The following is a 22,163-nucleotide window of genomic DNA, read 5'->3' as shown; positions in this document are numbered from 1 at the left end:
TAGAAAAAAGGTAGCGAAGTGATGGAATGAGAGATATAAAAAAATTTTTACAAAAGTTACGTCCGGTACAGCTTATTGTTTTGTTTTATTTTATAGCAGTAATTGTTTCGGTAATTTTATTAAGTTTCCCATTTTTCATTAAACCAGGTGTAAAGTGGACATTTATAGATGCGTTATTTACATCTGTTAGTGCCGTAAGTGTTACAGGGCTTTCAGTGGTTTCTATTCCAGATACGTTTAATACGGCAGGCATTATTATTTTAGCGCTTGTATTACAATTAGGCGGTTTAGGAATTATGGCACTTGGTACATTTGTTTGGATGTTAACAGGGAAAAAAATTGGCTTGCAGCGAAGAAGGTTAATTATGGCAGACCATAACCAGGGGAATTTGTCGGGTCTTGTTGAGCTCATGCGGTCTATTTTAATTTTGATTGTTTCAATAGAAGCGATTGGAGCACTTCTCTTAGGTACAAGGTTTTTACTCTATTTTCCAACTTGGCAAGAAGCGTATTTTCATGGTTTTTTTGCCGCTGTTAGTGCAACGACGAATGGTGGATTTGACTTAACAGGCCAGTCGCTTATTCCATATAAAAATGACTATATTGTACAAATTATCCATATGCTGCTTATTATTTTAGGAGCAATTGGATTTCCTGTATTAATGGAAGTGAAACAATATTTGAGCAAGAAAAAACATCAATTGTTTCGTTTTTCATTATTTACAAAACTGACAACAACGACATTTTTCTCGCTTGTTATTGTTGGAACAATCGTTATTTTTTTATTGGAGCGAAATCAATTTTTATTAGGAAAATCTTGGCATGAAACAGTATTTTATACGCTATTTCAATCCGTTACAACGAGAAGTGGTGGATTAGCAACAATGGATATAAGGGAATTGTCACAGCCAACGCTTTTATTTATGAGTGTTTTAATGTTTATTGGTGCTTCTCCAAGCTCAGTTGGGGGAGGGATACGTACGACGACGTTTGCTGTAAATATTCTTTCCCTATATACGTTTGCAAAAGGTGGTAGAACGGTACGTGTCTTTAAGCGGCAATTACATGAAGAAGATATTTTAAAAGCGTCTGTTGTTATGACGATGGGGATTTTATTATGTGCTTCTGCATTATTTATTTTGTCAATGACTGAAAATGTACCATTAATGAGTTTAATTGTTGAAGTATGTTCTGCATTTGGAACGACTGGACTATCAACAGGTATCACTTCGGATTTAAGTACAATCGGAAAGCTTGTATTAATTGTTCTTATGTTTATTGGTCGTGTTGGTATCTTAACGTTTATTTTGGCAAGTGGTGGAAGAGAACAACCACCTCGCTATAAATATCCAAAAGAGAGAATTATTATTGGATAACATGAAAACCATTCTACCTATGAAGGTAGAATGGTTTTTTAATCGTTAATGCCAAATTGAGGATGCATAAATGAATCTTCAGCTCTATCAGCTTTGTTTTGTAATAATTCTTGATTTTCTTCTGAAATCCATCCGATATCATTTGTTGGATGAATCCATTCCTCACCAGCCATGATGGCTGGATCAACTTCATCACTCCAATTGTTAAGTGGGCTATTTTTTGAATTGTATTTACTATCTCCAATTACAACATCATATTGATTGATAAAAGGTTGTTGCATTTGTTTTCCTGTACCTTTAAAGGAAGGAAAATTCATCTGATGCGGAAGTGTTTCATCTAAAATAGGTGAATCAATTTGTTGTTTTTTCTTCAAAATAATCGTTCCTTCTTTATTAGAGTAGGAAGTATCAATTCCTTGTTCATATATAATGTTTCCCTATATATATTACTTTGTACTTGTTAACACTTCCCATCAATAATTTTCGAATGTTTTCTCAAACTAATATAGAAAGTGATATGTCATTACAGTGAGAGAGGGTATTGTAAATGGTAAAACGAAAAGTAAAGCAACATGCGGCAATGAATCATAATAAAACCCCAAAAGAAAGCCTGCCAGATGCGGAATTTGCGGTAGAGTATGAAAATGAAAATCCAGCGAAATATGCAAATCGTAATTCAAAAAAGGGTAAGCAAAAATGAGGCGTTTTTACAAACGCCTCATTTTTTTGTGGGATTTTTAACCTTTTTTAAATTATTTGTAAATTTCCTGTTTTTTAGTGGGAGAAAAACATGAAAAAACATTGAAGTAGCAACGTATTACACAAAAACAAACAACAAACAAAAGATTAATGTTGGTTTAATACTGCTTTTACACTTGGCGTTTATATTGGAGTTGTACATAAGAAAAATAAAAGGAGAGAGAAACAGTGAAAAAAACATTCTTTAAAGCTGTAGCAACCGGGGTAGTATTTTCTTTATTAATGGGGTGTGGTGCCAAGAAAGAAGAAACTGCTGGGGCGAAAGTAGAAGATGACAAATTATCCGGATCATTAACAGTTTATACAGCAATTGAAGAAGAACTTGTACCTATTTATCTTGATTCCTTTAAAAAGAAATACCCAGATGTGAAATTAAATATTGTTCGTGATTCAACTGGGGTTATTACAGCGAAATTGTTAGCGGAAGGAAAAAATACACAAGCAGATGTTGTATGGGGAACAGCAGCTTCTAGTCTTTTAGCTCTAGAAAAGAAAGAAATGTTAAAAGAATATTCTCCAAAAGGTGTAGATCGTGTACTTCCGCAGTTTAAAGATGATAAAAAGCCTGAGAAATGGGTTGGAAATACGGCGTTTATGACAGGGATTGCTATTAATAAAGAAGAGCTCGAAAAGAAAAACTTACCGATGCCAACATCATATGAAGATTTAACAAAACCAGAATATAAAGGAACAATCGTTATGCCGCATCCAGCTTCTTCCGGAACAGGATTTTTAACAGTATCTGCATGGCTGCAAATTATGGGTGAAGATAAAGGGTGGGATTACATGAAGAAACTTCATGAAAATGTCGCAACTTACACGCACTCTGGATCAAAACCAGCAAAATTAGCAGGTGCTGGAGAATATCCAGTTGGAGTATCTATGATTTATAGCGGTTTAAAAGAAAAACAAAAAGGTGCACCAATTGAAGTTGCTCTTCCAAAAGAAGGGTTGGGCTGGGAAGTAGAAGCTAATGCGTTAATTAAGAAAGATAATGCGAAAAACGATAAGATTGCTAAAGCGTTTTTAGATTGGGCAATTACAGATGATGTTATGAAGTTATATTTTGAGAAAAATGGATTTGCGACGATTAAAAATGATTATAAACTTCCAGATGGTTTCCCAAAAGATGTGACAGAAAAGTTATATAAAAATAATGATTTTAAATGGGCAGCTGAAAACCGCGATAAAATTTTAGAGCGTTGGGAAAAAGAGTTTGGTCAAAAAGCAGAACCGAAAAAGTAAGTGGGAGAGAGAAAAATGAGCGAATATTTATCAATTCAACATATTCAAAAACAGTTTGATGCGTTTACAGCGTTAAAAGATATTTCTTTTACAGTGAAAAAAAATGAGTTTGTTTGTTTACTAGGTCCAAGTGGTTGTGGTAAAACGACGCTACTTCGTATTTTGGCCGGTTTAGAAGAGCCAACAGCAGGAAGTATAGCTGTTAATGGAAAAGATATTACAGCATTGCCACCTGGAAAACGAAATTTAGGAATGGTCTTTCAATCGTATGCATTATTCCCTAATTTAACAGCACTTGAAAATATTGAATATGGATTGAAAACGAAGCGATACTCAAAAGCGGAAGTAAAAGAGAAAGTAATAGAAGCATTAGAGCTTGTTGATTTGTTGAATGTGAAAGATAAATATCCTGCTCAAATGTCTGGGGGACAACAGCAGCGAGTAGCACTTGCACGCGCGCTCGCGCTGTCTCCTGATATTCTATTGCTTGATGAGCCACTTTCTGCACTCGATGCAAAGGTGCGCGAGAAATTACGTAGAGAAATGCGTGAATTACAAGAAAAAGTAGGAGTTACAACCATTATGGTGACGCATGATCAAGAAGAGGCATTAACGATGGCTGATAAAATTGTTGTCATGAATCATGCGGAGATTATGCAGATTGGAACACCAGAGGAGATTTATCAAAAGCCAGCGAATCCGTTTGTTGCAGATTTTATTGGTTCTATTAATTTCTTTTCGGAGAATGACAGGAAACAAGCAATTCGTCCAGAACACGTAATGATTGTACAAAATAATGGAATGAAAACAGTTGTAGAAAATATGGAGTTTCGTGGATCTGTATATCGAACGGAAGTACGTGTAGTAGAAGAGAAGACACATCTATATAATGAGCGAATTGTTGTAGATATATTAGCATCGGTGGCAGAGCAAAATTGTATTCGAAAAGGAAAACCACTTCAAATTTCATTTTCAGAAAATCATATGCTGTCATATGGAAAGAAGGTCATTGTATAGATGGAAATGTTAGAAAGCTATAAAACAGAAGCTTCTAGAAAAACAGTTAAGAGAAGTATTGGGAAAGAAGAGTGGATACAAAGGTTGTTAGTTGTCAGTATGCTTCTTGCATTTCTTGTAATGCTTGTATTGCCATTACTGCAACTGTTTACACAAGCTTTCTACGATAAAGACGGTGCTTTCGTTGGTGTTGCAAACTTTAGTAAATATTTCACAACACCAACTCTTGTTCAATCGTTGCAGAATACTGTATGGATTTCAGGGCTTACGACGGTAATTTCAGTTACATTAGCGTTTGCTTATGCGTATGCAATTGCGCGTACGAATGTTTTTGGTAAGCGTCTGTTCCAATATATCGCCCTATTGCCGTTATTTGCGCCAACGATGATGCACGGGATTGCGCTTACATATTTATTTGGTAACCAAGGGTTAGTAACAAAAGGGCTATTTGGTTTATTTGAAGGATTCCAAATTCCATTATATGGACCTGTTGGAATTACAATTGCTGAAGTTATTTATACGTTTCCGCAAGCATTTCTCATTTTATTAATTGCCTTTCAAGGTTCAGATTATCGTCTATATGAAGCATCCAATATGCTAGGGGCAGGAAAAGTAAAACAATTTTTCACCGTTACATTACCTGGTGTGAAATACGGGCTAATCAGCGCAATGTTTGTAGTATTTACACTTAGTTTTACTGATTTTGGGGCGCCGAAAATTGTAGGTGGCCAATATAATGTGCTTGCAACAGATGTATACAAGCAAGTAATTGGACAACAAAATATGCCAATGGGTGCGACGGTCGGAATGATTTTGTTAATTCCAGCTATATTCGCATTTGCAGTGGACCGGATTACCCAAAGGAAACAAGCGAATTTTTTATCTTCAAAAGCAGTGTCATATCGAATTTCTACTAATAAAAAAAGAGATGCGATTTCATTCGTATATTGCACTATCATTACACTCATGATCATTCTTTTATTTGTTGCAGTTGGTGTTGCAGCAAGTGTAAAAGTATGGCCATATAATATGACATTTACACTTGAGCACTTCAACTTTTCAAGTTTAACAGGAGATGGAATTGCAGCGTTTAAAAATAGTGTCATTGTTTCAGCAATCACAGCGGTTATTGGAGCAATCCTAACATTTGTTTTTGCATATGCTATTGAAAAGATTCAACAACTAGAATTCTTTAGAAAAGTGGGTTACTTTTTCTCTATTGTCCCACTTGCTATTCCAGGATTAGTACTTGGACTAGGCTATGTCTTTTTCTTTAGTCAACCTACGATTCAATTTTTTGGATGGGAAGTAATCAATCCATTCCATCCTTTGTATGGTACGATTGCGGTTCTTGTACTTGTGAATATTATTCACTTCTATTCTGTAACCTTTGTTACAGCAACGACTGCGTTAAAGAAATTGGACCGAGAATTTGAGCTTGTTTCGCAATCGATGGGAATTCCATTTTATAAAACATTCTTTCGGGTGACGGTACCGATGTGCTTGCCAGCGATTTTAGAAATGGTGATGTACTATTTTGTGAATTCAATGGTAACTGTATCGGCAGTTGTCTTCTTATATGCAGCTGATTTTAAATTAGCAGCTGTTTCAATTGTGAATATGGATGATGCTGGAAATATTGCACCGGCAGCAGCGATGAGTGTGCTCATTGTTGTAACGAATATTGTAGTTAGAGTCCTGTATGAATGGGGAACAAAAGCTGTTCGTAATCGAACAGCATTATGGCAAAAAAGATAAGAAGGGTGATGGAAGGATGAAAATTGAAGCGATTATTTTTGATTGGGCTGGTACGACAGTTGATTATGGGTGTTTTGCACCATTAGAAGTCTTTATGGAAATCTTTCATAAACGTGGTGTTGTCATTACAGCCGAAGAAGCACGTAAACCAATGGGATTACTAAAAATTGATCATGTTCGCGCACTAACAGAAATGCCTCGTATTAGAGAAGAATGGAAGCGAGTTTTTGGACAATTACCAACGGAGACAGATATTCAGGAAATGTATGAAGAGTTTGAAGAAATCCTCTTTTCTATTTTACCGCGTTATGCCACTCCAATTCCTGGAGTGAAAGATGTGATTTCACATTTACGTGAACAGGGTATTAAAATTGGTTCCACAACAGGGTATACAAGAGAAATGATGGATATTGTTGCAAAAGAAGCAAAAGAGCAAGGATATGAGCCGGATTTTCTTGTTACACCAGATGAGGTTCCGGCTGGTCGTCCGTATCCGTGGATGTGTTATAAGAATGCAATGCAGCTTGGGGTATATCCAATGAATCATATGATTAAGGTTGGAGACACAGTGTCAGATATGAAGGAAGGTAAAAATGCAGGAATGTGGACAGTTGGTGTTATTCTTGGTAGCAGTGAACTGGGTTTAACTGAAGAGGAAGTTGAAAATATGGATCCAGTAGAGCTTCGAGAAAAAATGGAAGTGGTTCGAAAGCGTTTCAATGAGAATGGGGCTCACTTTACGGTAGAAACGATGCAAGATTTACCGAATGTAATTGAACATATCGAAAAACAAGAACTTATCATTTCATAAAAGGGGTATGGATCATGAAGGAGAACCACTATTTATTACTAACACCTGGACCATTAACGACAACAAAAACTGTAAAAGAAGTCATGCTATACGATTGGTGTACATGGGACGCTGAATATATCACAATGGTACAAGAAGTACGAAGCCGCCTTGTAGCATTAGCAACAAAGGAAGAGGAAAAATATACAGCAGTTTTAATGCAAGGAAGTGGTACTTTTTCTGTTGAATCAGTTATCGGTTCGGTGATTCCGAAAGAAGGAAAACTTCTTGTCTGTACGAATGGCGCGTATGGAAAGCGAATCGTACAAATGGCAGAGATGTTACACATTGATGTGGTTGTGAGCCAAACAGAAGAATGGGAACCGACAAATCTTGTAGAAATAGAAGATTTGTTGCAAAAAGATCCAGAAATTACGCACGTTGTTGTTGTGCATTGTGAAACAACAACAGGAATTATTAATCCAATCGCCGATGTATGTAACTTAGGGAAACAGTACGGAAAAGTTACGATTGTTGATGCAATGAGTAGTTTTGGCGGTGTAGAAATGGATATTGCTGATTTACAAATTGATTTTATGATTAGCAGTGCAAATAAATGTATCCAAGGTGTTCCAGGGTTTGGATTTGTAATTGTAAAGCGTGATGAATTAGCAAAATGTAAAGGTCAAGCTCGTTCGTTATCATTAGATCTTTATGATCAGTGGGAAACGATGGAAGCTCAAAATGGAAAATGGCGTTTTACATCACCAACACATATTGTACGAGCTTTTTATCAAGCATTACTTGAACTAGAAGAAGAGGGCGGAGTTAAAGTTCGAAATGCTCGCTATCGTAATAACCAACAAGTATTAGTAAAGAGAATGAGAGAGGTTGGTTTTCAGTCGGTAGTAGATGAAAAATATCAATCTCCTATCATTACATCTTTTATTTACCCAGAAGAAGGTTTTGAATTTAATAGATTATATAATGAACTCAAACAGCACGGATTTGTGATTTATCCAGGAAAAATTTCGAAAGTAGATACGTTCCGAATTGGCAATATTGGTGATGTGCATGAAGATGATATTCATCGATTAGTAGATAGCATTGCAAAAGGAGCTGTTATAGGATGAAAGTATTTTGTTTAGGTGGAGCCGGTAAAATTTGTCGGGAAGCAATTTTGGACTTAGTTCAATTTTCATCTTTTGAAACAATTACGGTTGCTGATTTTAATGAAGAAGAAGGACGAAAAGTAGTAGCATGGCTAAATGATCCGCGCGTTGATTTTGTACAAGTAGATGTTACAAATCATGAAGATACAGTAGCGAAAATGAAAGGCTATGATATTGTCATGGATGGTACAACGATTAAGCTAAATGGATTATCTACGCGCTGTATTGCGGAGGCTGGATGCCATGGTGTGAATTTAAATGGTTTTGGCGAAGAAAATGAATGGCATAATATATTTGTTCAAAATGGAAAAACTTGTTTGCCGGGATTTGGTATGACGCCAGGTGTGACACAAATGATGGCGATGTATGCAGCGAATCAGTTAGATGCAGTAGAGTCAGTACGTGTAAGTCATGGATCTTATCGTCCGATTGCATTCTCAGCGTCGATTACAGAAACGACAACATACGAATATGACCCGAAATTACCGACGCGTACAGTATTTGAAAATGGTGAATTTAAACAAGTCCCTCCATTTGCACGTCCAAGGGAAATTGAATTACCTGCACCATTTGGGAAAGCTGTTCAGTATATCATTCCTCACTCTGAAACAATCACGTTAGCTAAAGCGTTAAAAGATAAAGGAGTGCAGCTTATTGAAACACGCGGAACTTGGCCGCAACAAAATATGCAGCTTGTTCGAGCTTTATACGATTATGGTATATTACGTAACGATAAAATTGAAGTAAATGGTAAAGAGATTGGTATTATGGATTGTATATCAAACTATTTACTGCAATCAAAAGAAGGGCAAGAAACAGAGGTCTATGGATATGCGCTTCATGTAGAAGTAGTCGGAAAGAAAAATGGTCAAAAAGAGCGCCATGTTTTATATCATACGCACCCTACTTCTGACGGATCTGTAGAAGGATGGGAAAACCTGAGAGCTTACACAAGAAATGTAGGAATTCCATTTGGAATTGCAACAGAGTTAATTGCGAAGGGTGAAGTGAATAAAAAAGGGGTTGTAACGCCTGAAGAAGCTTTTCAAAATCCAAAAATTATTTTTGATGAGTTAGAAAAACGAGGTATCTGTATTCATGAAGAAGCTTGTGTAGTAGAAGAAAGCTATGATTTTGTGTAAGTGAAATCCCCATACGAATCCCATCTCAAAATCTTGAGATGGGATTAGGTTGCCTAAATAAGTGAGATAAATGAGGTGAAGTGATGTCTGTTGTTGGTGAAGAAAGAAAGCGTAGTATTCTTGAAAAAGTAGAGTTTAAGGGAAAAGTGAGAGTTTCAGAGTTAGCAAGTGAGTTTTCAGTATCAACAGAAACCATTCGCAGATATTTAGAAGAGCTTGATCGGGAAAAGAAGTTGAAGAAAGTATATGGGGGAGCGGTTCAACTTCCGGGAGCAGGTATAGAGCCCCCTATGTTAGAAAGAGAAATGCTATATATTGAAGAAAAGAAAAGAATCGGCTATAAAGCAGCAACTTTTGTAGAAGATGGAGATGTAATTGTTATCGATGATGGAAGCACACCGCTGCAAATGGTTCCTTATCTTGTTCATCGGAAAAACTTAACTGTTGTGACGAGTTCATTTCCTGTTGCAACCCAATTAATTTCTTCTATAAATAAAAAGATGTTTGATGGGGAAGTATTGTTTATTGGAGGAAAAGTGTCTCCAAAACACTGTCGTGTATCAGGATCTATTTCACAGCAAGTCATTCGTCAGTTTCATTTTCATAAGGCATTTATTTCAATTGATGGATTGTTACCTAGCTTTGGGATCTCGAGTTTTGAATTGGAAAAAGCTAAGTTATCAGAAGCAATGATTCAATTAGCGGAAAATACATTTGTTTTATGTGATCATACAAAGCTTGGGGTAAAAGGAAATTATCGAATTGCCGGCTTTTCTAATATTGAGCACGTAATTTGCGATAAAAAAATGCCGCCTAGTTTTGAAGAATTAATTACAAAAAATAATATTCGCTGGACGATTAGTTAAATATATGCTTCTTTTCCTAGTGGAAAAACTGACATAAACGCATTCCTTTTAGATGGAAGAGAGGATCCGCTCATGGCTAGAAACGGTCAGTGCCTTTTTTAGCTCCACCCCATGTGAAAGCAGAAGGAGAAAATGAGTGGAAATCTTCTTTTATTTTCATAACCGCTATTTATATATCCAGATTGAAAAACTGAAATAACTTTTTTGATTGGGAGAGAGGCACGGTCTTACATAGAAGTGGTTTATCCCGCATTAACGGGCAGTAAGACTCTACCTCAAGATGCAGAGAGAAACGAGGAAGATAGGTGGGGGATCAACTGCCCCTAAAAGTCCGATTGGTGAAGGCTAATAATCAGTGGGTGATGAAGAAAACGCCCATTGATTAAAGTTTCAATTTATCTCTATACCAAGTGAAAACAAGGAGAGAAAACGAGCGCAGGTTACCTTTTGTTCTTCATAACAGCGACTTATATGTTGGAAAATTGAAATGGAGATATAGTGATGAGAGAGGATTTAAAAAGTTTTGCATCAGTGCAAAAAGTGGACACATTTTTCGGTTTCCTTCATATAATTTACCAATAGAAAAAAAGTTGACTGGAGGAAAGAAGGGGAAGAGGTGTCGGAACGCTTGTATAATAAACTTATATTGTATGCGAATGTATTACAAAAGCTCGGTATTATTAATGAACAAGAAAAGAGTGAGATGCTTCAAATGATAAACAAAAAGGCTCTGTGAAAGAGCTTTTTTTGTTGTGTGACATTTGCCTAAATTTCAAGTGGACGCAGAAATCGTATTGACAAAAAGAGATTCTCATGTGATAATTCAATTAAATTTTTAGAATAATCAAAAAATACTTCTTTTACATAGAAATGACTAAATCATTATAGTGATATTCTCATGGGGGTGACGAAATGTTATTTTTTTTAAAGAAATGGAAAGAGCTGAAAGATATAAAAATGGAATTAGCTCTTCGTGATTGGTTTTATGGTACAAAAATTAGTTTATCTATGCGGACAACACAAGAACCATTAACATTTTTAGTAAATATTGAAGGAAGAGATAAAGGCTTATTTGCAGAAGAAGACTTCATTGTCGTTAATAATATGTGTGAGCCAGTATTCGAAACCGATGAAAAACCAGCTGTTGAATCGTTTATGCATGCTGATATTTATAAAAAAAGTAAAGCGGAATGTATTTTACAAGTCCAAACTGTAGATAGTCATTTAATGTCAGAGTTATATGGAAAAGAAGGAATCGTTACATTTGAAAAGCGTAGTGTAGAGCGTGTTTTTGGAAAAGAAGGTATTACAGAGATTACAATTCCAATTGTAGAAAATGAAAAGAAATTTGCTGATTTATTAGAGGATCAAGTTCCGAGTTTTGTAGAAGGTGGCGGTGCGGTACTCGTTCATAATTATGGAATGATTGTATGGGGAAGTACTCCAGAAGAGACGAAAAAATGGCTAGAAGGTTTAGAATATTTAATGAACTATCACGTGAAATTATTAATGATTAAAGGAACGAAGAGTTCAGTTATGTAAAGAGAATTTTCGGTTACATGTGAATTAATAAATGAAAGCGTTTTAAAAAGTAATTCTACTCATAAAATATGGATCTCCTTATTATATATAGATTACATGTCGTCATGTGAGGAGGAACGTATTTTGCGAGTTAAATATCATTTTCTGCCGAAACAACAGGTGACATTTTGTAAGGGGAATGATTCGGGGGAACAGGCGTTAAAAATTATGAACGAGAAGGGATATAGAGCGATTCCTGTGCTCGCAGAAGATGAGAAGAGATTTAAAGGGATTATTTATAAAGTAGATATTTTAGAACGTAAATGTAATGAAGGTTTAGAGGATATATGTGTGGAAGATATTATGGAAGATAAATCTGCATTTATTTTTGAAAAGGATTCTTTTTTTCGGGCTTTTTATGTAATCAGGCGTCTTCCATTTTTAGCTGTATTGAATGAGTACAATGAATTTGTTGGTATTTTAACACATTCTAATATATTTGATGTCATTGAAGATTCATTTGGAATGCAAACAGGTGGTTATATAATAACAATCGCAACGCAAGATTGTAAGGGAACAATTAAAGAGTTAGGAACGTTGTTCAGGTCTTACCATATTGGTGGATTATTTACATTGGACAATGGTGATCAATATATTCGGCGTGTGATTGTGAACATTACAGATGACTTAAGTGAAAAAGCATTAGAAACATTAATTGCAAAAATAGAGAAAAAAGGGTTTCGCGTTAGTCATATAGATCATATATGAGGTTATTACACATTGGTGTAAGAGCAGTATAAAAAATAGAGAACAGCATATAGCTGTTCTCTATTTTTGTTTGGAAACAGGTGGTGGTGAGAGGGCAAGATCGGATAAGAAAATAAAGTCTGCATGTTCACGTACTCTAGGAATGGTGGACTCAATAATACGAGAAGTAATTTCCCCAGGAGGGCCTACATGACCAATTGCTACTACGACAGGTTTTTCTTTAATTCTTTGCAAGAGTACCTGTGCTTGCTTTGTAATATGAGATGATGTATAAACGTCATCAAAGAATAATTGGTTTTCTACGATAGGAACTCCTAATTCTTTTCCGATTTTTGGTACTACGCTATCGGGATTTGTTTTACTATCTAAGTAAAATAGCCCATGCTTTTTACATACTGATAGTATGATTCGCATAATTCTTTCATTAGCTGTTACTTTCGAGCCCATATGATTGTTCATCCCGATTGCATGTGGCACTTCTTGGATCGCTTGTTCAATCCGATCTTCAATTTCATGATCACTTAAATCAGTTGTAATGGCTTTAGGGCCAAGCCATTCTTTCTTTCCTTTAATAGGCTCCATGGGCATATGAATAATGACTTCATGGCCTTTTTTATGTGCAGCTACAGCATCTTGTTTTGTAGATGGAAGAAAGGGCATAACGGCTACAGTAAGTGGAATAGGAAGGGATAGCATCCTTTCAGTTCCCTTCATATTATTTCCAAAGTCATCGATTACAATGGCGACCTTATTTGTATGAGCATACGTTTGAAGAGGAAAAATGACAATAGATAATGAAATAAAAAAAGTAATGATATGTTTACGCATATAAGAAGTTCCTTTCTGATTGAGTGATTGGTTGTAAGTATAACTCCATCAAGTTTATCCCGTTATTCGTGGGCAGTAAGACCCCACCTCCAAATTCAGCGAAAGCAAAGAAGTTAGGTGGGGAGCGGACTGCCCGTAAAAGCCCAATTCGTGAGGGAAGTTTCTCTTTATAGGAAATTTATCTTTTTCCAATGAAATAGGGTAGACTACTTTATTTGTGAAAATGGAAACGCAAATCTATAATTATGATTTGCGTTTTTTAGATAAATTAAACGAGAAAAATGTCGAAGTAACGTAAATCAAAAATTTAAAAATCAGTGTTTATTTGTCATTTGAAAAAAATAACATGAAAAAAATGTCTATTATTGCGAATGTATTTACAAAGATAGAATAATTTGTAATAATTCTCAAAGTGAGGATAAAGATTTGTAAATTACAGGGAGAAAATGTTAAAAATTCTGAGTATTCCAATTCAAATGAAATATACATTTGCAGCCTGAATGTATGGAGTGAAAATGAAGTAGAGAGTATGGAAGAATAATGAGGGGGATATGGATGTTTACAGCAAAACGGAAGTACACAATGGAAAAGCTTTCGCGTGATATTCATATGAAACGTGAAGAAATGATTCGTTTAGGTTTAACAAACGGATTAAACAGTACGGAAACAATTCAAGTGAGTCAAGAATTGGACAAGCTTATTTTACAGTATCAACGCTATAAAGAACAGCAAACACCAAGATGGTTAACATTTATGAAGATACCTTTTTTTCAAATAGAATATGAAGGGAAATCAAGTGCTTTTTGGAAAATGTTTGTGACTGCTTTTATGAAATAAACATAATTACCCTCCTTAGAGAAGGATAATTATGCGGGATCTAATGGAAGTTTTATATGGACAGTGGTTCCTTTATTTTCTTTGCTATCAATGACAATTTGTCCATCATACATTTCTATAATTCGTTTGCATATGACAAGGCCAAGACCTGTTCCGGTATCTTTACTAGTAAAGAACGGATGAAAGAGGTGTTTTTTAATATGCTCTGGAATACCTTTTCCTGTGTCAACAATTTGTAATTGCGCGTGTTCTTTATTACTGGTTACCTGAATTGTTAATATACCACCAGATGACATAGCTTCAATTGCATTTTTTGTAATATTTAAAACCACTTGTTTCATATGATCTTTTGAGCAACGGATATGAACAGGATGGTCTGGTAACTGCAAGGTAAATATAATATTATACAAATGTGCTTCCGATTGAATAATTAATGATACCTCTTTAATAATATCTCTTACATCATACTTTTTTTCAATAATCGCTGCTGGTTTGCCAAGAATAAGAAATTCGCTAACAATTTCATTGATACGTTCTATTTCTTGTTCAATAACAGAAAAATAAAATTGGTCTTGTTCTTGAGTGTGTGTTTCTTTTAAGATTGTTACGAGATCTTTAATGCCGGTAAGTGGATTCCGGATTTCGTGAGCTGTACTAGCTGCAAAAGTACCAACTAATTCAATTTTTTGTATTTCATTTTGTTGTCTCTCCAATTTTGTTTGGCGTTTCAGTAAAATATATTGAACGAGTAAAAATAAAATCGTCATTAAAAATAAAGTAATGAGAGATTCTACCATAACCGTTTGGTATAAAGTTGTTTTATGAATAGGTAATGGAGAAACGGAAACTTGCCAGTTATGGATAACCTTTTTATTTGATAGGTTGTCTCGAATCTTTGTGAATTTAAGTGAAGGGTTGAAATCGTATGAAATCGAATGATGAGCGAGAAGATATTTCTCAATCTTTAAAAGTGTTTATTGCACTATCGCGTGTGCACCGCTTTGTTATGAATACTACAAATAAATCAATACAAAGTAACGGACTAAATCCAACTGAGTTTGCTGTGTTAGAATTGCTATATCATAAAGGCAGTCAGCCACTTCAACAAATTGGGGAGCGTATTTTAATTGCAAGTGGAAGTATTACGTATGTTGTCGATAAGTTAGAAAAAAAGGGACTTGTAAAACGAATTCCATGCCCGAATGATCGTCGTGTTATATATGCACAGTTGACAGGGGAAGGAGAGACCTTCATCGCGTCTATTTTTCCAAATCATGAAAAAGTTATACATGATTCCTTTGAAATGTTAACAAAAGACGAGAAAAATGAATTGTTATCTTTACTTAAAAAAGTTGGGAAATATGAAAAGTGATATGTATAAGTACAAATTGAAAAAACGACAGAAAACCTTTCTTTTTTGATGGGAGAGAGCATACGGCCATGTATAGAAGCGGTCAGCCCCATGCCAAGTGAAAACAAAGAGAGAAAACGAGTGCAGGTCATCTTTTGTTATGTGAAGCAGGGGATTATATGTTGAAAAATCAAAGTGAGTTTATATAACATGTGTAAAAAGCTTTCGATGTGAAATAATCAAAGGCTTTTTTGTGTATACCGCATTAACTGTCCGTAAAAGCCCGATTCGGGAGGGATAATAATCAGTGGGGATGAAGAATTCCCTTGAAATGGAAGTTGCACTTTCTTTCGTATATATTTACAGCTCAAGAAGAAGTGTGGAATGAATGTTACAGCTTCTGACGAATTTTGATGAAAAATAAAAGGGAATTTAGAAAGGGAAATGGAAATATAGTAAGGGTACATATAATCGAGAGGAGGAGTGTTCATGTCGTTTCAGAACTATGAATATAAACGCCCGAATACAGAAGAGTTACAAGAAAAATTTACTGCAGCTTTAGAACAATTTGAGAATGCAAAGACAGTGGAAGAGCAAAAGCAAGTAATTGGTTTAATTAATGAGATTCGCAATGACTTTGGTACAATGGGAAATATTTGTTATATTCGTCATTCTGTTGATACAACAGATGAATTTTATAAGAAAGAACAAGATTTCTTTGATGAGTATTCTCCGATTGTACAAGGATATGGAACGAAATATTATAAAGCATTGATGAATTCTCCGTTTCGGGATGAGCTGGAGGCTTATTATGGGAAACAGTTATTTGCTTTAGCAGAATGTGATTTGAAAACATATTCAGATGAAATTGTGAAAGATTTACAATTGGAAAATAAATTATCTTCGCAGTATACACAACTTTTAGCTGCTGCAAAAATTGATTTTGAAGGAGAAGAAAGAACTTTATCAGAACTTGGGCCTTTTATGCAACATACAGATAGGGATATGCGTAAAAGAGCAAGTGAAGCGTACTACGGTTTTTTAGCAGAGCATGAAGAAGAGTTAGACCGTATTTATGATGAACTTGTAAAAGTAAGAACGAAGATTGCTCAAGCACTTGGTTTTAAAAACTTTGTTGAACTTGGATATGCAAGAATGTATCGCACAGATTATAATGCGGAAATGGTGGCGAATTATCGTAAACAAGTACTAGATTACATCGTTCCGGTTGCAACAGAATTACGAAATAGACAAAAAGCACGCATCGGTGTAGAAAAACTGGCTTACTATGATGAGAGTTTTGAATATGCAACAGGTAATCCAACTCCAAAGGGAGATGCGGAGTGGATTATTAATCATGGAAAGACGATGTATAAAGAATTATCAAAAGAAACAGATGAATTCTTTAACTTTATGTTAGACAATGAATTATTAGATTTAGTTGCAAAAAAAGGAAAAGCTGGCGGCGGTTATTGTACATATATTGAAAATTATAAAGCACCGTTTATTTTCTCGAACTTTAATGGAACATCAGGTGATATTGATGTGTTAACACACGAAGCAGGTCATGCTTTTCAAGTATATGAGAGCCGTAAGTTTGAAATTCCAGAGTACAATTGGCCAACGTATGAAGCGTGTGAAATTCATTCTATGAGTATGGAATTTTTCACATGGCCATGGATGAAATTATTCTTTGAGGGAGATACGGATAAATATTATTTCTCTCATTTAAGTTCAGCACTTCTATTTTTACCATACGGTGTATCGGTCGACGAATATCAACATTATGTATATGAAAATCCAGAAGTATCTCCAGAGGAACGCAAAGCAGCATGGCGTAATATTGAAAGAAAGTACTTACCACATCGAGACTATGAAGATAATGATTATTTAGAACGTGGTGGTTTCTGGCAACGCCAAGGACATATTTATAGCTCACCTTTCTATTATATTGATTATACATTGGCTCAAATTTGTGCACTGCAATTTTGGAAGCGAGCAAGAGACAATAGACAAGAAGCGTGGGAAGACTATGTGAACCTTTGCCAGAAGGGCGGAAGTCAATCTTTCTTACAATTAGTAGAAGGTGCGAATTTGACATCTCCATTTACAGATGGGTGTGTGCAAGGTGTAATCAATGAGATTCAATCATGGTTACATGCAGTGGACGACACAAAATTGTAAAAATCAACCTTGGTTTTTTCATATTTTATAATCGACACATTCATAAAATAATGAGATAATATAAGAAAATTCAGATTTATTTAAAGGGGTGTTTCTAAATTAGAAGCGCCTCTTTTCACCAAAAAAGAGGGGGGAGAATTATGCTTCAATCTAATATGAATGTTAGTTTGGAAACTGTGCTGCAATCGTTACAATCTACAAGAAACACCCTATTATCAGAAATTGAGATGTTAAATGATACGGAAGTAAATGTAAAACCGCGTCGTGATAAATGGAGTATCACTCAAATTTTGCATCATCTGCACTTAGTTGAACAATCTGTTACATCAGCTCTGGTGTATGCTTTACAGAAAAAAGACAGAAAAGTAGTCCCACTCAAAGATCTCCAACTTACTCTTGATCGAACACATAAACGAGAAGCTCCTCAGCAAATGCAACCAACAGAGACATTAATGAAAAAACAACAAATAATTCAATTACTTGAACATTCACGAGCAGAATTATTGCATACATTGCACAGTATTATAGATGAAAAAGAATTGTTTGAAAATTCGTTAAAACACCCTGTGTTTCAGGAACTTAATTTATATCAATGGATTCAATTCCTTGATTTACATGAACAGCGCCATCTTACACAGTTAAAAGAAGCGAAATATGCGATTTTGCAAAGATAAAGAAAAGTACCTATTCATTTGGGAACTATATGTAATAAATAGAAGAAGCGAGTTAGTAGTTATCTCGCTTCTTTTATTTTATCCTGCTATTTGCAGGCAGTAAGTAATAATACTCATGCACCAAGATTCTGAAAAAGAAGCTAGGTGGGGGATAAACTTTCTATAAAATCCTGATTAATGAGGGATAATTATTGGTGGAGGATGAAGAAGCTGGATTGATGCATATTTTTATCTCTTATTTTGGAATAATACATAGAGAGCATACGAAGGAGTTGAAAGCATGTCACACAAGAAAAAAGAACAAGAGCGTAGTTGGAAGGCACGAAAAGAAAATCAAAAACCGCATGGGAAAGTAAAGACTTTTGCCGAACTTGTTGATGAAACAGAAAAAACGTGATGAAATTTTCATCACGTTTTTTGTATGAGTGGAAAGGTTAGTAGGAAGGTTGTACCAATACCTTTTTCACTTGTAATATCGATTTTTCCGCCCATTGCTTTGATGACGCTGAATACAACCATCATCCCAAGTCCAGTTCCTTTCTCTTTTGTAGAATAGAATGGAGAGCCAAGGCGCTTTATTTGTTCTGTATCCATGCCGATTCCATTGTCTTTTATATACAATTGAATATGCTTATGGTCGGGAACTAGTGTGAGGATAAGATCGCCACCTTTAGGCATGGCTTCAATACAGTTTTTTAGAATATTTAACAAACATTGATTAAATTTCTGTTTTTCACCAGTAATAAGAAAATCGCTACTTTGTTTTAGATAGTGTATGCGGACATTTGATAAATTAGCTAATGGCGTAATAAGAGATAGTGCATGAAGCAATTCATCTTCTAATTGTAATACTTGTTCTTTTTCAATACTTGGTTTTGCAAATGTTAAATAATCTGTGAGAACATGATTTGCTTGTTCAATCCCATGTATAGCTATTTCTGTGTATAATTTTCGATCTTTTTCAGAGCATTCGTCAGAATGTAGAAGTTGTAAAAAACCTTTTGTTGAAGTCAAAGGATTACGAATTTCATGGGAAATAGAAGCAGCCATTTCTCCAATAAGATGAAATTTTTCAGCATTAATAAGTTCTTCTTGTAAACGAACTTGCAATTGAAGTATGTTCAATAAATAGAGAATAAGAATTGTACCCATTGTTGCGCATAGTTGATACGCAATAATATGAGGGAGATAGTCTTCAGAATTAGACACTTTGATAAGGAACACAGAGACCCAAACGAATCCGTATGTAAGACTATATAAAATAGCAAGCATAAGTTTTATATGATTAGAACCTTTGTTAAAAAATTTATATGTGAAAAGTAAAACAATATATAAGAGAATGGAGCCAATGGCGGATGGAATGATCCCCATTCCTCCTATTAAGAAACGGTATACGTTTAATACAACTAAAACAGCTCCACCGGCAATAGGCCCTCCTGTTAATGTGCCAACAATTAATACAATATGACGCATATCAAATTGAAATCCAGTATTCGTTTTGGCTGCAAAAAAAATGCAAAGTATTGTGGTAGTACTACAAAGTAATATAAATATAATTGAATTTAGTTTAGGTGAATGCTTGCCTTTTTGATTCCAAAATAGGTGATATACTAGCATTATAACGAGAATCAATAATATGTTTAAAAAGAGGTGAATGATAAAGAGCTTCAGTTTTATGCCCCCTCGCTATTCTCATGTGTATGGTATTAATTAAGTATAATCATACTATTAAAATACAAGAAAATGAATCTGAATTCCATCAAAAAACAGAAAAATCAGAAGTTTTTCCGAGAGAGATACAGTATGTTACAATATGTGTTGTCAATGAAAGAAGAAATTCCATGTATAACATGGGAGAGGTTCGCGAACTCCCTCTATAAAAAACTATGGAAACAACAATATCCTTAGGTATTGTTTTGTTTTTTTATTGTGACAGTTCAAGAACGTTCTTTCTTCTTATTCGTAGTAGAGAAGGAGAATGAGTGAGATGAAAAAAGAAAAAGCAGTTGTCGTTTTTAGTGGTGGCCAAGATAGTACAACATGTTTATTTTGGGCAATGCAGCAGTTTGCAGAAGTAGAAGCGGTGACGTTTAATTATAACCAACGTCATAAGTTAGAAATTGATTGTGCGGCTGACATTGCGAAAGAGTTAGGAATTAAACACACAGTACTTGATATGAGCTTATTAAATCAACTTGCTCCAAATGCGTTAACGAGAACGGATATGGAGATTACACATGAAGAAGGTAAATTGCCATCAACATTTGTAGATGGACGGAATTTACTATTCTTATCATTTGCAGCTGTGCTAGCAAAACAAGTTGGAGCACGTCATATTGTAACGGGCGTATGTGAAACTGATTTTAGCGGTTATCCTGATTGCCGTGATGTATTTGTGAAATCGTTAAACGTTACTTTAAATTTATCTATGGATTATCCATTTGTTATTCATACACCACTGATGTGGATTGATAAAGCAGAAACATGGAAATTGTCAGATGAACTTGGTGCATTCGAGTTTGTTAGAGAAAAAACATTAACATGTTATAACGGAATAATTGGTGATGGCTGCGGTGAATGTCCAGCTTGTAAACTTCGTAAAGCAGGTTTAGATACGTATTTACAAGAACGCGAAGGAGCGAATATATAATGGAACAGAATTTTTTTGGATTTCGCATTGTAGAAAATTTACAAAAAGTGGACAAGGACATTCAACGTGAACAACTGAAATATCATAATAAACGAGTGATGGTAAGTAAGGAATTTACATTTGATGCAGCGCATCATTTGCACTGTTATGAAGGGAAATGTAAAAATTTACATGGTCACACATATAAAGTTGTGTTTGGTATTAGTGGTTATGTGAATGAGATTGGACTTGCTATTGACTTTGGAGATATAAAAGAAATTTGGAAGAATGAAATTGAAATTTATTTAGATCATCGTTATTTAAATGAAACATTACCAGCGATGAATACGACGGCTGAAAATATGGTCGTTTGGATTTATGAAAAGATGGCTGAAGCACTTACAAAAGAGAATCGTGCTAATGAATACAAGGGGGCACGTGTTGAATTTGTTCGTCTATTTGAAACACCAATAAGTTATGCGGAAGTCAGACGGGAGTGGATGATCGGTGAGTAAAATCCCCGTTTTAGAAATCTTCGGTCCAACCATTCAAGGTGAAGGAATGGTTGTTGGACAGAAGACGATGTTCATCCGCACAGCAGGATGTGATTATAGTTGCGCATGGTGTGATTCTGCCTTTACTTGGGATGGATCAGCCAAAGAGCAAATTAGACAAATGACACCAGAAGAAATTTGGAGTGAACTTGTTGAAATTGGTGGAGAAAATTTTTCGCATGTAACAATTTCAGGTGGGAATCCAGTGCTATTGAAAAATTTAGATGGTTTTCTGTCTTTATTACAAGAAAAGAAAATTCGTACCGCTATTGAGACGCAGGGGAGTAAATGGCAAGAATGGTTGCTGCGCATTGATGAAGTAACCATCTCGCCAAAGCCGCCAAGTTCACAGATGAAAACAGATTTTATCATGTTAGATTCTGTTATTGAAAGATTAGCAGGAAAAGATTTTAGTTTAAAAGTCGTCGTGTTTGATGATCACGATTTTGAATATGCGATAAAAGTGCATGAGCGTTACCCGCATGTACCATTTTTCTTACAAGTTGGAAATGATGATACAAAAACAGTGGATGATGCGATGCTTATTAGGAATTTATTGCAAAAATATGAATGGCTCATCGAAAAAGCTGTTCAGTGCAAAGCGATGAATGATGCAAAAGTATTACCTCAGCTCCATGCGTTAGTATGGGGAAATAAGCGAGGCGTATAAGAAACGCTTACGAATTGAATTG

22 protein-coding genes, 1 pseudogene and 1 riboswitch are annotated in these 22,163 nt (G+C 35.2%); of the genes and pseudogenes, 19 read left to right on the top strand and 4 right to left on the bottom strand.

All coding sequences use genetic code 11. The annotated features are described in order from the left end of the window. The first annotated feature begins 26 nt into the window (after window positions 1-26). Window positions 27-1,376 carry a TrkH family potassium uptake protein gene (locus tag Y7E_RS0118215; protein ID WP_017152697.1) on the top strand — a complete coding sequence of 450 codons (1,350 nt, stop codon included), beginning with the start codon at window positions 27-29 and terminating at the stop codon, window positions 1,374-1,376. A 38-nt stretch (window positions 1,377-1,414) separates the two neighbouring features. On the opposite strand, the gene Y7E_RS0118210 is transcribed toward Y7E_RS0118215, so the two are convergent. Then, entirely contained in the window at window positions 1,415-1,750 is a 336-nt protein-coding gene (locus tag Y7E_RS0118210) for a DUF3905 domain-containing protein (RefSeq protein ID WP_017152696.1), read from the bottom strand. 173 nt (window positions 1,751-1,923) lie between these two features. Between Y7E_RS0118210 and Y7E_RS33700 the strand changes: the two genes are divergently transcribed. The 10 genes from Y7E_RS33700 (at window position 1,924) to cbpA (ending at window position 12,414) form a co-directional block, all read left to right on the top strand. Then, entirely contained in the window at window positions 1,924-2,076 is a 153-nt protein-coding gene (locus Y7E_RS33700; protein WP_000240797.1) for a hypothetical protein, read from the top strand. A gap of 227 nt (window positions 2,077-2,303) precedes the next feature. Then, window positions 2,304-3,380: a putative 2-aminoethylphosphonate ABC transporter substrate-binding protein gene (locus Y7E_RS0118200; RefSeq protein ID WP_017152695.1), complete on the top strand. Its 1,077-nt coding sequence runs from the start codon at window positions 2,304-2,306 to the stop codon at window positions 3,378-3,380. Window positions 3,381-3,395: 15 nt separating this feature from the next. Then, window positions 3,396-4,397 carry a putative 2-aminoethylphosphonate ABC transporter ATP-binding protein gene (locus tag Y7E_RS0118195; RefSeq protein ID WP_017152694.1) on the top strand — a complete coding sequence of 334 codons (1,002 nt, stop codon included), beginning with the start codon at window positions 3,396-3,398 and terminating at the stop codon, window positions 4,395-4,397. Continuing rightward, window positions 4,398-6,155: a putative 2-aminoethylphosphonate ABC transporter permease subunit gene (locus Y7E_RS0118190; RefSeq protein ID WP_017152693.1), complete on the top strand. Its 1,758-nt coding sequence runs from the start codon at window positions 4,398-4,400 to the stop codon at window positions 6,153-6,155. Window positions 6,156-6,171: 16 nt separating this feature from the next. After that, window positions 6,172-6,966 carry a phosphonoacetaldehyde hydrolase gene (gene phnX, locus Y7E_RS0118185; protein WP_026049263.1) on the top strand — a complete coding sequence of 265 codons (795 nt, stop codon included), beginning with the start codon at window positions 6,172-6,174 and terminating at the stop codon, window positions 6,964-6,966. Window positions 6,967-6,980: 14 nt separating this feature from the next. Further along, window positions 6,981-8,078 (top strand): 2-aminoethylphosphonate--pyruvate transaminase, encoded by a 1,098-nt coding sequence (phnW, locus tag Y7E_RS0118180; protein ID WP_017152691.1) that lies wholly within the window; start codon window positions 6,981-6,983, stop codon window positions 8,076-8,078. Beyond that, window positions 8,075-9,259 (top strand): saccharopine dehydrogenase family protein, encoded by a 1,185-nt coding sequence (locus tag Y7E_RS0118175; protein WP_017152690.1) that lies wholly within the window; start codon window positions 8,075-8,077, stop codon window positions 9,257-9,259. The genes phnW and Y7E_RS0118175 overlap by 4 nt, the downstream gene beginning before the upstream one ends. A gap of 83 nt (window positions 9,260-9,342) precedes the next feature. Next, window positions 9,343-10,125: a DeoR/GlpR family DNA-binding transcription regulator gene (locus tag Y7E_RS0118170; protein ID WP_017152689.1), complete on the top strand. Its 783-nt coding sequence runs from the start codon at window positions 9,343-9,345 to the stop codon at window positions 10,123-10,125. 912 nt (window positions 10,126-11,037) lie between these two features. Continuing rightward, complete coding sequence (locus Y7E_RS0118160; RefSeq protein WP_017152687.1) at window positions 11,038-11,667, top strand: class II aldolase/adducin family protein; 630 nt, start codon at window positions 11,038-11,040, stop codon at window positions 11,665-11,667. Window positions 11,668-11,790: 123 nt separating this feature from the next. Continuing rightward, window positions 11,791-12,414, top strand: coding sequence for a cyclic di-AMP binding protein CbpA (gene cbpA / locus Y7E_RS0118155; RefSeq protein WP_017152686.1), 624 nt, complete (start codon window positions 11,791-11,793; stop codon window positions 12,412-12,414). A 60-nt stretch (window positions 12,415-12,474) separates the two neighbouring features. Here cbpA and Y7E_RS0118150 read toward each other — a convergent pair whose 3' ends face one another. Then, window positions 12,475-13,242, bottom strand: a complete 768-nt coding sequence (locus Y7E_RS0118150) for a divergent polysaccharide deacetylase family protein (RefSeq protein ID WP_017152685.1) — start codon at window positions 13,240-13,242, stop codon at window positions 12,475-12,477. A gap of 555 nt (window positions 13,243-13,797) precedes the next feature. Between Y7E_RS0118150 and Y7E_RS0118145 the strand changes: the two genes are divergently transcribed. Continuing rightward, window positions 13,798-14,079 (top strand): aspartyl-phosphate phosphatase Spo0E family protein, encoded by a 282-nt coding sequence (locus tag Y7E_RS0118145; protein ID WP_017152684.1) that lies wholly within the window; start codon window positions 13,798-13,800, stop codon window positions 14,077-14,079. A 29-nt stretch (window positions 14,080-14,108) separates the two neighbouring features. Here Y7E_RS0118145 and Y7E_RS30060 read toward each other — a convergent pair. Then, window positions 14,109-14,936: pseudogene (locus Y7E_RS30060) on the bottom strand (ATP-binding protein); the annotation flags it as partial. A gap of 68 nt (window positions 14,937-15,004) precedes the next feature. Here Y7E_RS30060 and Y7E_RS0118135 point away from each other — a divergent pair. The 4 genes from Y7E_RS0118135 to Y7E_RS34495 all read left to right on the top strand — a co-directional run bounded on the left by Y7E_RS0118135 (window position 15,005) and on the right by Y7E_RS34495 (window position 18,685). Further along, complete coding sequence (locus Y7E_RS0118135; RefSeq protein ID WP_017152682.1) at window positions 15,005-15,451, top strand: MarR family winged helix-turn-helix transcriptional regulator; 447 nt, start codon at window positions 15,005-15,007, stop codon at window positions 15,449-15,451. Between the two features lie 468 nt (window positions 15,452-15,919). Further along, a complete protein-coding gene (locus Y7E_RS0118130) occupies window positions 15,920-17,614 on the top strand; it encodes a M3 family oligoendopeptidase (RefSeq protein ID WP_017152681.1) in 1,695 nt (564 codons plus the stop codon). A gap of 140 nt (window positions 17,615-17,754) precedes the next feature. Further along, window positions 17,755-18,288 carry a DinB family protein gene (locus Y7E_RS0118125; RefSeq protein ID WP_017152680.1) on the top strand — a complete coding sequence of 178 codons (534 nt, stop codon included), beginning with the start codon at window positions 17,755-17,757 and terminating at the stop codon, window positions 18,286-18,288. Window positions 18,289-18,568: 280 nt separating this feature from the next. Then, window positions 18,569-18,685: a DUF6254 family protein gene (locus Y7E_RS34495; RefSeq protein WP_000018497.1), complete on the top strand. Its 117-nt coding sequence runs from the start codon at window positions 18,569-18,571 to the stop codon at window positions 18,683-18,685. An 11-nt stretch (window positions 18,686-18,696) separates the two neighbouring features. Here Y7E_RS34495 and Y7E_RS0118115 read toward each other — a convergent pair whose 3' ends face one another. Continuing rightward, the gene (locus Y7E_RS0118115; protein ID WP_026049262.1) at window positions 18,697-19,905 is read right to left on the bottom strand and encodes an ATP-binding protein; all 1,209 of its coding nucleotides are present in this window, start codon (window positions 19,903-19,905) and stop codon (window positions 18,697-18,699) included. Between the two features lie 233 nt (window positions 19,906-20,138). Further along, a riboswitch (PreQ1 riboswitch) is annotated at window positions 20,139-20,182 on the top strand. A 93-nt stretch (window positions 20,183-20,275) separates the two neighbouring features. Here Y7E_RS0118115 and queC point away from each other — a divergent pair. The 3 genes from queC to queE are packed head-to-tail and all read left to right on the top strand — an operon-like array spanning window position 20,276 to window position 22,141. Continuing rightward, entirely contained in the window at window positions 20,276-20,938 is a 663-nt protein-coding gene (gene queC, locus Y7E_RS0118110; RefSeq protein WP_017152678.1) for a 7-cyano-7-deazaguanine synthase QueC, read from the top strand. Next, window positions 20,938-21,432 carry a 6-carboxytetrahydropterin synthase QueD gene (queD, locus tag Y7E_RS0118105; RefSeq protein ID WP_017152677.1) on the top strand — a complete coding sequence of 165 codons (495 nt, stop codon included), beginning with the start codon at window positions 20,938-20,940 and terminating at the stop codon, window positions 21,430-21,432. The genes queC and queD overlap by 1 nt, the downstream gene beginning before the upstream one ends. After that, window positions 21,425-22,141, top strand: coding sequence for a 7-carboxy-7-deazaguanine synthase QueE (queE, locus tag Y7E_RS0118100; protein WP_017152676.1), 717 nt, complete (start codon window positions 21,425-21,427; stop codon window positions 22,139-22,141). The genes queD and queE overlap by 8 nt, the downstream gene beginning before the upstream one ends. Window positions 22,142-22,163 lie beyond the last annotated feature (22 nt).

The organism is Bacillus bingmayongensis (assembly GCF_000299035.1).
Taxonomy (GTDB): domain Bacteria; phylum Bacillota; class Bacilli; order Bacillales; family Bacillaceae_G; genus Bacillus_A; species Bacillus_A bingmayongensis.
The sequence above is the reverse complement of the archived record's forward strand: the minus strand, read 5'-3'. Positions and strand labels throughout refer to the sequence as shown.